We start from the raw sequence: 12552 nt of genomic DNA on the forward strand, positions 1-12552 counted from the left end.
GCCTACTGCCCCTGTCCCCGCGCCGGGGCAGAGGGCTGAGCCGCACGGTGTGCCACCTCCTCTCGGATCGGTCACCCCCGCCTGCCCTCGTTCCGCAACGAAGGATGATCCTTTGCGTCTGAGACTGGGGTTCTTCAGCCCCAGATCCCGAATATCCGTGACGTTCACCTCAGCAATGACGTCCGTCGTCGCCCTTGCCGTTCTTGGCGGTCTGGTCGTCCAGCCCGGTTTGCCCGGCCAAAGCGCCGAACTGCCTGTGGACCTGGTGGCCGACTCGTACGACGGCTACGACGCCAAGGCAGCCGAACAGCTGCGTGAGGACCAGTGCCTGGCCGGTGAAGCCCTGCGCAAGGGCGGACCGGACATGTACGCCCTTGCGCAGGAGGCGCTCGCACTGCCGCCCGATCAGCTTCACAAGAAGCTCGAGCGGGACATCTTCAACGACAAGACCCCGCTGCATGTGGCTGCCAGGGCGGACAGTGCGCGTACGGACCAATGGGTCGATAAGGTCCAGGAGCAGGGGTACGCGTGGTCGGGTGCCACCGGCGGCCTGGAGTCCTACCCCGGCGAACCCCGCGACGCGAACGAGATCTATGACCGGATCGGGCTGTTGCCGTGGTTGTGGCAGTCGTACGGGAGCGCGGTAGAGGGGGTTCTCAACCCGTTCTGGGACCCGTCGCCGACCGCTGACGACAAAGCCAAGGCCGCCGCGCTCGCGGTCGGCGATCCGCTGTACACCACAAGCGGGACGCCGCAGGAGCAGGAGGCGTGGAAGCTGTGGAAGAAGAACTCGGGCAAGGTCGAGCCCAACCAGTTCTTCGTTCCCAGGGTGTTCGCCGATGATGCCCGGATCTTCCTCGCCTCCGGCGGATTCCCCCGCACCGCCCCGGTGCCGGGCACGCCGGAGTTCCGCATCGCGGTCGAGGACCTGAAGGCCCGCTTCGCGTCCTGTGCATGGCACGATCCGATCGACCCGAACCGTGTTCTCGGCGCAGAGGTGGCGAAGGCGTCCATCGAGTGGCAGCAGGAGATTGCGGCTCAGGCCACACAACGGCAGCAGATCCTCGCTGCCGGCAAGGACGCCACAAGAGCGCTTCAGGACGGCACGTACACCCTGGGCCAGATCGTCGGGCAGTCGTGGCTGGCGGACTACTACACCCGGTGGCAGGACTACTGGTCGCCCGGCGGACTGGGCTGGATCGGTGACAGCCCGGCGGTCGTCGAGCTGCGTGGAACCGAGGGCAAATGTCTGGACGTCGAGGGTGGCAAGACGACCAACGGCACCCCTGTTCAGGTGTACAAGTGCAACGGTTCCGATGCTCAGAAGTGGCTGCTCGAGGGTGGCGACGGCGAGATGCACCTGCGCAACGTCAAGTCCTACAAGTGTCTGGACGTGTCGGGCAACGGATCGGCCGACGGCACGAAGATCCAGATCTGGACGTGCAACAGCAGCCCGGCGCAGACGTGGGAGGCCGACGTCCGTGCCACCACGACCCTGAAGAACACCGGTACGGGCAAGTGCCTGGACATGCCGAAGTACGACAACAGTGTCAATGCCCGGCTGTGGACGTGCGGCAGCACCGCGAGGCAGGAGTTCGGCGTTGAGCCGTCGGGCCACAAAGGCACGGACAGCCTGTCCTACCCGGAGCAGGCGCAGTTCGACAGGGTCAAGAAGGCCCTTGCCGGCACCAGGGTGGCGGCGAAGGAGCAACTGGCCGCGCTCAGGACCCAGCTGGAGAACGCAAAGAAATCGGCCACCGCGTCGGACACGGCCGAGCGGATCGCGTACGGGATCGCGGATGCCGCAGGTGCGCCGCGTGGGCGTGGTCTTCTGGTGGGTCAGCAGAAAGCACAGGTCACCAAGGGCTCGGTGGCCGCGCTGACGGCGATGGTGAAGGCCGGGGAGACCGCCGAGGCCGCAACTCGTGCCTCGGCTGCCGACAGCAGGACCATCGCCCAGCGCGCTCTGGCTCAGGCTGCGCAGGTCAACGCCGAGTTCCGCAAGGAGGCCGCGCACAAGGCGGAGTTGCAGGCGAAGGCAGCGGCCGACGCGGCCAAGCTGCACCGGGACAACGCCAAGAAGGACAAGGAGACGGCAGAGGCCAAGCTCGTGGTCATGCTGAAGGCGGAGGCCGACGCGAAGGTGGCTGCCGCCGAGGCGCACGCCAAGCGGCTCGCGGCCGAGGCCGAGGAGAAGACGGCCAAGGCGGAGAAGGCCACGGCCGACACCAAGCGGACCGAGGCGGCGCAGCACCGCCAGACCGCCAAGGCGGAGGCGGTGAAGGCGCAGAGCGCGAAGGAGAAGGCGGAGTCCGCCGAAGGCACGGCGGCCGCGAAGAAGAACGCAGCCGAGAAAGCCCGTGACAAGGCGCGAGATCTGCGGGACGACGCGTGGGACGCCGAACAGAAGGCGAACGCGGCGCGTGCGAAGGCCGCGGCGAAGGAGGCGTTCGCGCAGGCCCACGAGTCCGACACGAACGCGAAGGAGTCGAGGGCAGCGGCCAACGCGGCCGCATCCCATGCGGATGACGCGGAAGCGGCTGCGGGGCGGGCCCGTACGGCCGCGGACGCCGCGACCCAGGCGGCGGCTGACGCCGACGCCGCTGCCACCCGCGCGGAGGCGGCGGCCAAGCGAGCGCGTGCCGATGCCGATTCCGCTCAGGCGGCGAAGCTGAAGGCGGACGCTGCGGTACGTACCGCGACCAGCGCCGCAGCCGACGCCATCGACGCCTCCGAACACGCCTCCACGGAAGCGGCGACGGCGGTCAAGCTCGCGGATGAGGCCGAAGAGGCCGCCAAGGCCGCCAAGTCCCACGCCGACGTGGCGAGCAAGGAGGCCGGCAAGGCACTGGCCGCATCCGCGAAGGCCGCGGGCCTCGCCCACGTCACCGCGCAAGCCGCCGTCGACGCCGGTAACGCCGCAGCTCAGGTCGCGAAGCCTGCCAACGACGCCATCCAGCTCGGCTCTCCCTACGTCACCACCGACTCGGCCGCAGGCCTGGTCGTGCTGACCGGGCAGGCGTCCAAGTCGATCGCTGAGCAGCAGAAGGCCGTAGCCGCAGCCCACGCAGAGAACGCACAGGCTGAGGCAGCCGCAGCCAAGGACCTGGCAGCCCAGGCGGAGGGCGACGTGAAGATCGCCTACCAGCACGCCGCGAACGCCACGAGTCATGCTGCCCGTGCCCGCACCTACTCGAAGGAGGCCCTCGGCTACGCCGCCGACACCGCTCTGGCCGCCTCGAAGGCAGCGCAGTCCCTCGCCCGCACGATCGAGTACGACCGTAAGGCCACCGCGGACGCCGCTGCCGCAGGAAGGGCGGCCGGCCGCGCCGAAGGCTACGCCGCCGACGCCCGCGCATCTGCCGATGAGGCCGCGCTCGACGCCCAGGCCGCCCGCGATGCCGCAGCTACGGCCGAGCAGTCCGCCAAGGACGCCCGCGCGGCAGCCACCCGCGCTGCCGAGGCTGCCACCACGGCCGAGCAGGCGGCGAAGGACGCCCAGAAGTACGCCGAATCCGCTCAACAGGCCGCCGAGTCGGCCGAGCGGAAGCAGGCCAACCAGCAGGTGTCGACCGGAGCCGGTACCGGCATCGGCGGCACCTGGTACGTCGTCGACGAGGACAGCATCGAGGTCACCAGTGCCGAGCAACAGAACGACTGCGTCATCGAGATCGGCATCGGGGGCTGCACCGTCACCTTCGACGTGACGTTCACGGCGACTGTCGACTTCTACCTCTGCACCAACCCCGACGTCCCGGCCTCTGCGTCCGGCTGCCCGGCACAGGACACGCTGCATATCGAATCCAAAACCCTCCCGGGGCTGAAGAAGGAGGTCACCCGGTACTTCACCAAGCTCGACCTGATCCAGCAGACGGTCGTCTACCAGCTCATCAAGGCCATCCTGGTCCAGGACTTCGTCGACTGCTGGCACGGCAGCGTCAGCGGCTGCGCCTGGGCCGCGTCCAACTTCATCCCCGGCAAGGCCTTCGCCAAGATAGCCGAGGGCATCCGCGCCCTGGACGCCGCCATGAAGACCGGCGTCGGCGTCACCGACGCTTTCAAGGCCCTGAAGGCCCTGGATGTGGACCCGGCCACCCTGGCCAAGCTCGAACGCACGGTGAACGCTTACGAGGACGTCGTCGTCGCCTGCAGAGTCAACAGCTTCCCGGGTGACACACAGGTCCTGATGGCGGACGGCTCCCGGAAGCCGATCCGCGACATGCGCGAGGGCGACCTGGTGCAGGCAGTCGACGCCGGCACCGGGCGGCTCCGAGCTGAGCGCGTGACGGACACTTTCCGTCACGACACCGAGCACCTGGTGGACATCAGCGTCGGCTCTGGTCGGTTGAGCAGCACGCCCGGCCATCGCTTCTTCGTCGTCGACCGCGGCTGGACCAAGGTCGTCGACCTGCGGGTGGGGGATCGGTTGCTCACCCCGGACGGGACCCAGCAGACCGTCACTGCCCTGCGTGACAGGCGAGCTCTGACACCCCGCATGGTGTACGACCTCACCGTTGACGGGCCACACACGTTCTACGTGAGCACCGAAGGACCCCGGACGGCGGACGTGCTGGTGCACAACTGCATGAACCTGGGTGACGAGCTGCTTCCGAGCCTTCGGGCCTATGAAGACGTCATCCACACCCTGAAGGAGCACGTCACCCCCGATGCGGTCAGGGCATTCGAGCTCGCGGCGAAGAAGGGGAGGCCCAACACGGTCTGGACCAGTCAGGAGATCGCGCAGCAGGCCGTGGACCGGGTCGTGTCCGACTTCTTCCACACCACCAACAGGTATGGCCAGAAGGTACTGGACAAGAGGAAGTGGGATGCGTTCGAGAAGTGGCTGAGCAAGGCCAGGGACGGAGAGCAGTACCCGGTGACCATCACGGGAAAGTGGGACAAGTATTCCTCCCTCGGCAAGGCATACCATCCCGATGGCGTGACGGTGACGGACGCCGGGAACGAGGTCGTGGTGATTCTGATGAAGGTCAAGGGGCATAAGCGCGGCGGTGGCGGGTACGTCGTCAAGACCGCCTACCCGGTGTAGGGCGTGGTCCATGTCTGAGAAACGCTCCCCATACGCCGGACTCGGTCGTTCCGAGGACTTCGGGCTCACCGGTCTGGCGGAGTTTCTGGGTTCCCTGGGCCGCCGTTCCGATCGGGCGGACGCGCTTGAGGCCGTGGCGTGGCTGGCGGGCCGGTCCGACGGTGAGGAAGCGGTCGAGTTGGGGGAGGACGCCCGCTGCCTGCTGGCATCCTCCCTCCCCGACAAGGTTCTCCATACCGTGTGGCTCGCTTCCGTCGGCCAGCGGTTCGACCCGGCCGACCACGGTATGCACGGTCGTGCCTGGCTGGAGGAGATCTCGGATCTGTCCACCGAGCGGCTTCGGCAGGACAGGAGGTCCTCTGCGCCGCCACCGGTCCTGCCGGTACGGGACGAGGATCTGTGTCGGGCGGTCGCGGCGGAGGTCCGGAGTCTTGCTCCGGCCCTGGTCCGGGCCGACGCGCTGTCGGACCTCGCCGACTGCTTGGAGCAGGTCGTTGTGCGGGCCGACGCCGGCCTCGGGTTCCGCCTCTTCCTCCGAGTGCTGAAGGTCCGGTCCGTTCGGATCGAGAAGGAGAGATACGACAGGTTCCTCGGTATCGGTGAACGCTTGGGCCTTCCGGCCGCAGTGGTGCAGGACGGCCTGAACGTGCTCTGGCCACCGGTCGACACGACCCGTCGCGACGCCACGTGGGACTTCGGTTTCTCCCGGCTCACAGGCCTGTTCGTGGCGGGATGGCACACGACCGATGCGCGGAAGCACGTGCAGGACGCCGTCGCGGGCGACGGCCCCGAACGGACTCCGGGTTCGGAGGCGGCCATCCTGCTGGAGGACACGCTGAGGCTGTCGGAGTCTGAGCTGTCCTCCCGCACGATCGCCACGGTGTGGCTGGCGGCAACGCGCCGCGGCTACAGCATCGACCACTTCGCCATCGGAGGACGGGAGTGGTTGCGGCAGATCGAGGAGGTGTGCAGGGAGCGCCTGCGCCATGTCGCCCCGTCATACATCCCCGTCGTCGCACCGGCCCGGACCGAACTGGTACCGGAGGTGCTGCGTGAGCTCCGCGAGGTGATGCCGTTGTGCGCGGACAGGGCCGTCAGTCCCGACTGGCGCCCCATTCCTGCCGCAGAGTGCCTCGCAGCACTGGAGCAGGTTGTCGCGGAGGCCGACCCCGACCTCGGATTCAGGCTGTTCCTGCGGGTGCTGACCGTGCTGTCCGTACCGTTGACCGAGGAGCAGTACACGCGGTATGCGGGCATTGGCGCACGACTCGGCTACGGCGAGTATCACGTCTTCCAGGTGGAAGACCTGATCGGCCACAGCTGACAGCCGTCGGGTCGCGAGATCGGCGACACGGGCACCCCTCGTGGCGAGGGGTGCCCGTGCGACGAGCACATTGATCGCGGAAATAGCTACACTTGGTCGTGATGATCGGAGGTACCTATCAGTGACGCACGGTAATCAGGGCAACCGGCACAAACAGCCCAGCCTCTCGCAGCTGCGCGCCTTCGCGGCCGTCGCGGAATATCTGCACTTCCGGGACGCGGCCGCCGCGATCGGGATGAGTCAGCCCGCGCTCTCCGGTGCCGTGTCCGCGCTGGAGGAGGCACTGGGTGTCCAGCTCATCGAGCGTACGACGCGCAAGGTGCTGCTCTCGCCCGCCGGGGAACGGCTCGCCGTACGGGCCAGGGTCGTGCTCGACGCCGTGGGCGAGCTGATGGAGGAGGCGGAGGCCGTCCGCGCGCCGTTCACCGGAGTGCTCCGGCTCGGCGTCATCCCGACCGTCGCCCCGTACCTCCTGCCGACCGTGCTGCGGCTGGTCCAGGAGCGTTACCCGGCCCTCGACCTCCAGGTCCACGAGGAGCAGACCGCCTCACTGGTGGAGGGGCTCGGCGCCGGACGGCTCGACCTGCTGCTGCTCGCCGTGCCGCTCGGGGTCCACGGCGTCAGCGAGCTGCCGCTGTTCGACGAGGACTTCGTCCTGGTCATGGAGCGGGGGCACCGGCTGGGCGGCCGGACGGACATCCCCCGCCTCGCGCTGCGCGAGCTGCCGCTGCTGCTGCTCGACGAGGGCCACTGCCTGCGGGACCAGGCGCTCGACATCTGCCGCGAGGCCGGCCGCACCGAGGGCGCCCCGGTCACCACGACCGCCGCCGGGCTCTCGACCCTGGTGCAGCTGGTGGCCGGCGGCCTCGGGGTCACGCTGCTGCCGCGCACCGCGGTGCACGTCGAGACCGCCCGCAACGAGTCCCTGACCACCGGGTACTTCACGGACCCGGCCCCCACCCGGCGGGTGGCGCTGGCCATGCGGACCGGGGCGGCCAGGCACGAGGAGTTCGAGGAGTTCGCGGCCGCGCTGCGCGAGGCGATGCGGTCGCTGCCGGTACGCGTGACGGAGGGCGCCCGCGCCTGACCCGTACAGCTGTACGGACCAGGCCCGGCCGCCCTCCGCGACGCGTGCTCCCCGGTGCTTCCGGGGGGTTACTCGGAGCGCAGCCCGTCCGGGCGCATCATGCGCCACAGCGGCGGCAGCGAGAGCAGGGTGACGAGCAGGATCAGAGCCGCGCCGGCGCCGGCCAGCGGCAGGAACACCAGCCAGTCGGACACCTCCTTGTCGACCATCCAGCACAGCGCCGCGCCCAGGGTGAGGCCGCCGGCCACCGCGACCACGAGGCCGAGAAGCACCGGGACGGCGGTCTGCCAGAGCACCGACCAGCCCAGGGTGGTGCGCCGGGTGCCGAAGGCGACCAGGACCGAGAGCAGCCGCTTGCGCTCGCGCAGCTGTTCCAGCTGGGAGACCAGCATGGAGATGGCGATGAGCAGCAGCGTCACGGTGGCGCCGACCTGGAGACCGGTCTGGACGCTGGCGTACTGCCGGTCGCGCTCCACGGACATCATGGTGACCAGGCGCATGCCGGGGTCGATCTTCGCGGCCGTGTTGCGTACGTACTCGGCGGCGTCCGGGACGTCCGGGTCGATGCGGATCTGCGTGGCGGTGACGGCGCCGGGCAGGGTGGTCGCGTCGATGGCTCCGGGGGTGACCATGATGCCCGTTCGCTCCTGGCCGAGCGGGTCCTTGCGGCTGACCACGGTCTTCGTGTCGGCGGGCAGGGTCCAGCGCAGCTTCCTGCCGCTGCCCGACTCGAACTCGATCTCCTTGCCCTTGCGGGCGGTCTTGTCCATCCAGCCGGCCATGTCCTGGTCGTCCTTGGGGTGGACGACGAAGCTGTCGCCGTCCTCGCAGGAGTCGATGCGGGCGACCTCGCGCAGGGTGGCGCAGTCGCCGACGTTGAAGGACGTGGTGGGCTGCATCGCGTCTTCGGCGTAGGTGCCCGGCTTGGCGGCGTACGCCTCGATCATGCCGATGACCTGGGTGACACCCCGCGTGGCGCGGAACTGCTCGATGGTGTCGACGGCGGCGGTGCCGCTGACCTGCTGGGAGACCGCGTAGAACTGGGCGCGGTCGGTGTCCTGGCCGGTGATCTTGTTGAAGTCGGCGTTCATCGCGGCGAAGAGCATCTGCACGGCGACCGCGCCGGCCACCGCCACGGTGACGCCGCTGACCGCGCGGGAGGCGGCCCCGCTGCTGAGCTGGAGCCTGCGGGTGGCGAGCTGCCAGGGCACCGGGCCGCCGTGGAGCCGGCTCACGCACGCCTCGACCAGCCACGGCAGCAGCAGGGCGAGCCCGACGAGGACCAGGACCGCGCCGCCGGCGATGGCGTACGGGTTGACGACCTCGTACGCGCCGGACTTGCCGGTGAGCGCGAACACGCCGAGCCCCGCGAGCGGGAACAGCAGCCGCCACCACAGCCGGCGGCTGCGGGACCGGCTGTCGCGGACGACGCCCAGCGGCTCGATGACGACCGAGCGCATCGCGCTCAGCGTGACGAATACCGCGGTCAGCGGCACGGCGACCGCGATGAGCAGGCACAGCAGCGGATCGGGGGAGAGGTCGGAGGGGAAGGCGCTGACGTCCCACACCTCGATGTAGCTCACGAACTGTCGCCCCACCAGGAACATGACGAGTCCGATGAGCAGACCGAGGGTGGAGCCGAACAGGGCCTCACCGGCGGCGATCCGGCGGGTGGAGCGGATGTCCGTGCCGACCAGCCGCAACGCCGCCAGCCTGCGGTCGCGGCGGTCGCCGCCGAAGCGCACGGCGGTGGCGATGAAGATCGCGACGGGCGCCAGGAGCACCACGCAGCCCACGATCACCAGGACGACCAGGATGGGGGCGAGCGGTGGGGTGGGGGCCGGGTTGCCGTAACCGGTGATCCGGTGGCCGCCCGACGCCGTGGTCAGGGTGTCGCTGCCCGCGTAGAACCACAGTTCGTTGGGTGAACGCAGCCCGTCGTCGTTGATGGTGCCGGTGATCGTGTACGGATAACGCTCCTTGAGCAGGGCGTTGTCCGGATCGGCGAGCAGGTCCTTCAGCGCGGGGGAGACCACCATCTCGCCCGCCGCGGGCAGGGCGTCGATGCCCGGCGGGAGCACCGGGTGGCTGCCCTCGGCGCGCAGCAGATAGCCGTTGATGGAGCGGTCGTGGTACTCGGTGTCGGACGAGATCCGCAGGACGGAGGTGTCGGACTTCTTCCCCAGCGTTTCGGGGTTCTCGGACACCTTGGTCTCGCTGCGGGCCTGGCTGCGGTCGTTGCGTGCGTCGAGCGCGTGCGGGACGGAGGCGGCGAGGAACAGCAGCGTCACGCCGAGGCCGACGCCCACGGCGGTGAGCAGGGTGCGGGTCCAGCCGGCGCGGCCGCCGCCGGCGGCGAAGCGGATGCCGAGGGCGAGATCGCGCAGCCACGGTGCGGTGCGGGAGCGGCTGGGGGTGGGGGACTGGTGCATGGGGGTGGTGGTCCGTTTGTCGTCGAGGAGCGTCACGGGGTGTGTTCCAGGTCGGTGGCACGTCCGTCGCGGACGGTGACGTCGCGGTCGGAGTAGGCGGCGACGCGGGCCTCGTGGGTGACCAGGACGACGGCGACGTTGGTGGAGCGGGCGGCCTCGGTGAGCAGTTGCATCACGCGTTCGCCGTTGAGGGAGTCCAGTGCTCCGGTGGGCTCGTCGGCGAAGACGACCTTCGGGGAGGCGGCGAGGGCGCGGGCGACGGCGACGCGCTGGCCCTGGCCGCCGGAGACCTCGCCGGGGCGCTTGGCGCCGATGTCCTCGACCTCCAGGCGCTCCATCCAGGAGCGGGCGGTGCGTTCGGCGTCCTTGCGGCGGACGCCGTTGAGGCGCAGCGGCAGGGCGACGTTCTCGGTGCAGGTCAGTTCCGGGACGAGCTGGCCGAACTGGAAGACGAAGCCGAAGTCGCTGCGGCGCAGGGCGCTGCGTTCGGCGTCGGACATGGCGGACAGCTCGCGCCCGGCGTAGGTGATGGTGCCGGAGTCGGGGGTGATGATCCCGGCGAGGCAGTGCAGGAGGGTGGACTTGCCGGAGCCGGAGGGGCCCATGACGGCGACGACTTCGCCGGGGTGGACGGAGAAGGACGCGCCGTCCAGGGCGGGGGTCGGTCCGTAGGTCTTGCGCAGGTCGTGGGCGGCGAGGAGGGAGCCGTCGGGGGTCATGCGGTCACTGCTTTCCGGAGCTGGCCGAGGCGGGCGGCGGTGAGTTCCAGCCAGCGCAGATCGGCTTCGAGGTGGAACAGGGCGTGGTCGCAGATCAGCTGGTCCGCGAGGTCGCCGCGCCGTTTTCGGTCGGTGAGGATGCGCATCAGGCGCAGGTGTTCGGAGCGCTGGGCGTCCAGGACGTCGGCCGCGTCACGGCCGGTGAGCAGGGCCAGGACGACCTTGGTGTAGAGGGTCGACTGGAGGTAGGGCTCGGGTTTCTCGGGCTGCGCGAGCCAGGTGCTGACGTCGGTGATGCCGGCGTCGGTGATCGCGTAGCGCTTGCGTTCGGGGCCGCCCCCGCTCTCCACGCCGTCGACCTCCACGAGGCCGTTCTTCAGGAGCCGGGACATCGTCGAGTAGACCTGCCCGTAGTGCAGGGGGCGGTCGTGTCCGAACTTCTCGTCGAACGTCCGCTTGAGGTCGTAACCATGGCGGGGCCCCGATTCCAGGAGCCCGAGCAGGGTGAGGCCGATAGACATGCGGAGCACTCTACACGGTGTGTATACCTGCGATGTATACACACGGGGTGCACCCGAACGGCGCACGTCGGAGGCGTGTGCGGCCCCGGCTGCCGGGGAACGCCGACGGCCCGCCCCCTCGCGTGGCGAATTCCAGGGGGCGGGCCGTTCGCGGTCACTCGTCGTCGGGCGGCACCGGCGGGGCCTTGGGCGGGCGGCCCCGGCGGGGGATCGGGCCCGCCCCGCCGGGCAGCCGGCCCGCCTCGGCGAGCGCCCGCCGCAGCAGGAACTCGATCTGCGCGTTGGCGCTGCGCAGCTCGTCCGACGCCCAGCGGGCCAGCGCGTCGTACACGGCCGGGTCCAGCCGAAGCAGCATCTGTTTGCGCTGCCGCGACCGGGCGCGGGGTGTGTCCCCCGGGGTGTCCGCCGTCACTGGTAGAGCGTGCCCGTGTTGAGGACCGGCTGGGCCGCGCGGTCGCCGCACAGCACCACCATGAGGTTGCTCACCATGGACGCCTTGCGCTCCGCGTCCAGCTCGACGATGTCCTGCTCGGCGATCCGGGCCAGCGCCATCTCGACCATGCCGACCGCGCCCTCGACGATCTGCTGCCGGGCCGCCACGACCGCGCCCGCCTGCTGGCGCTGGAGCATCGCGGAGGCGATCTCGGGGGCGTACGCGAGGTGGCTGAAGCGGGACTCGATGATCCGCACCCCGGCCGCCTGCACCCGCGCCGTCAGCTCCACGGCCAGCTTCTCGGTGATCTCCTCGGCGTTGCCGCGCAGCGAGAGGCCGCCCTCCTCGTGGGCGTCGTACGGGTACTCCAGGGCGATGTGCCGGACGGCGGACTCGGTCTGGGTGGCGACGAACTCCAGGAAGTCGTCCACCTCGAAGAGGGCCTGGGCGGTGTCCTCCACCTTCCACACGACGATCGCGGCCAGCTCGATGGGGTTGCCGTAGGCGTCGTTGACCTTGAGGACGGCGGTCTCGTGGTTGCGGACGCGGGTGGAGATCTTCCGGCTGGAGGTCAGCGGGTTCACCCAGCGCAGTCCGTCGGTGCGGATGGTGCCCACGTACCGGCCGAACAGCTGGATGACCCGTGCCTCGCCCGGTGCGACCATCTTCACACCGCCCATGCAGAAGAACGAGGCGATGGCGAGCAGGATGCCGACGACGCAGACCGGGATGCCGACGGCGTTGTTCCCGTTCGAGCCCATGACGCCGCCCGCGACGGCCAGGGCGATGCCGGCGATCACGCCGAGCACGGTCAGCAGCAGCCCGAGGCCCCCGGCGATGCTGTGCGCCCGTGTCTCGCGGACCTGCGGTTCCGGCATCTGGGGAGCGTCCGGGGTGAGTCCGGCGGCGGGCTGGGGCGCGGGGTGCGCGGCGTGCGGGTCGGTCATGGTGTCCCCCCGTGGTGTTGAGCTAGCCGGTCGCTAGCAATG

8 protein-coding genes are annotated in these 12552 nt (G+C 70.0%); 3 read left to right on the forward strand and 5 right to left on the reverse strand.

The window, feature by feature from the left end:
• Positions 1 to 175 precede the first annotated feature (175 nt).
• From DNK56_RS23975 to DNK56_RS23985, 3 genes are all read left to right on the forward strand, one after another.
• Positions 176 to 5047: an RICIN domain-containing protein gene (locus tag DNK56_RS23975; protein ID WP_111337921.1), complete on the forward strand. Its 4872-nt coding sequence runs from the start codon at positions 176 to 178 to the stop codon at positions 5045 to 5047.
• A gap of 10 nt (positions 5048 to 5057) precedes the next feature.
• Entirely contained in the window at positions 5058 to 6371 is a 1314-nt protein-coding gene (locus tag DNK56_RS23980; protein ID WP_111337922.1) for a hypothetical protein, read from the forward strand.
• Between the two features lie 121 nt (positions 6372 to 6492).
• Complete coding sequence (locus DNK56_RS23985; RefSeq protein ID WP_111337923.1) at positions 6493 to 7458, forward strand: hydrogen peroxide-inducible genes activator; 966 nt, start codon at positions 6493 to 6495, stop codon at positions 7456 to 7458.
• 68 nt (positions 7459 to 7526) lie between these two features.
• On the opposite strand, the gene DNK56_RS23990 is transcribed toward DNK56_RS23985, so the two are convergent.
• The 5 genes from DNK56_RS23990 to DNK56_RS24010 all read right to left on the reverse strand — a co-directional run bounded on the left by DNK56_RS23990 (position 7527) and on the right by DNK56_RS24010 (position 12510).
• Positions 7527 to 9926 carry an ABC transporter permease gene (locus DNK56_RS23990; RefSeq protein ID WP_111337924.1) on the reverse strand — a complete coding sequence of 800 codons (2400 nt, stop codon included), beginning with the start codon at positions 9924 to 9926 and terminating at the stop codon, positions 7527 to 7529.
• Positions 9923 to 10609, reverse strand: coding sequence for an ABC transporter ATP-binding protein (locus DNK56_RS23995; RefSeq protein WP_111337925.1), 687 nt, complete (start codon positions 10607 to 10609; stop codon positions 9923 to 9925). Before DNK56_RS23995 ends, DNK56_RS23990 begins: the two co-directional genes overlap by 4 nt.
• Positions 10606 to 11130: a PadR family transcriptional regulator gene (locus DNK56_RS24000; protein ID WP_111339537.1), complete on the reverse strand. Its 525-nt coding sequence runs from the start codon at positions 11128 to 11130 to the stop codon at positions 10606 to 10608. Before DNK56_RS24000 ends, DNK56_RS23995 begins: the two co-directional genes overlap by 4 nt.
• 154 nt (positions 11131 to 11284) lie before the next feature.
• Positions 11285 to 11485, reverse strand: coding sequence for a hypothetical protein (locus DNK56_RS24005; protein ID WP_241990175.1), 201 nt, complete (start codon positions 11483 to 11485; stop codon positions 11285 to 11287).
• A 53-nt stretch (positions 11486 to 11538) separates the two neighbouring features.
• Positions 11539 to 12510, reverse strand: a complete 972-nt coding sequence (locus DNK56_RS24010) for an SPFH domain-containing protein (protein ID WP_111337927.1) — start codon at positions 12508 to 12510, stop codon at positions 11539 to 11541.
• Positions 12511 to 12552: the final 42 nt, after the last annotated feature.

This window comes from Streptomyces sp. AC1-42W, from assembly GCF_003248355.1.
GTDB lineage: Bacteria > Actinomycetota > Actinomycetes > Streptomycetales > Streptomycetaceae > Streptomyces.

Excerpts from the sequence above, each read along its gene's own strand:
- DNK56_RS24000 (WP_111339537.1), bottom strand. The coding sequence starts at position 11,130 with ATGTCTATCGGCCTCACCCTGCTCGGGCTCCTGGAATCGGGGCCCCGC.
- DNK56_RS23980 (WP_111337922.1), top strand. The coding sequence starts at position 5,058 with ATGTCTGAGAAACGCTCCCCATACGCCGGACTCGGTCGTTCCGAGGAC.
- DNK56_RS23995 (WP_111337925.1), bottom strand. The coding sequence starts at position 10,609 with ATGACCCCCGACGGCTCCCTCCTCGCCGCCCACGACCTGCGCAAGACC.
- DNK56_RS24005 (WP_241990175.1), bottom strand. The coding sequence starts at position 11,485 with ATGCTGCTTCGGCTGGACCCGGCCGTGTACGACGCGCTGGCCCGCTGG.
- DNK56_RS23975 (WP_111337921.1), top strand. The coding sequence starts at position 176 with ATGACGTCCGTCGTCGCCCTTGCCGTTCTTGGCGGTCTGGTCGTCCAG.
- DNK56_RS24010 (WP_111337927.1), bottom strand. The coding sequence starts at position 12,510 with ATGACCGACCCGCACGCCGCGCACCCCGCGCCCCAGCCCGCCGCCGGA.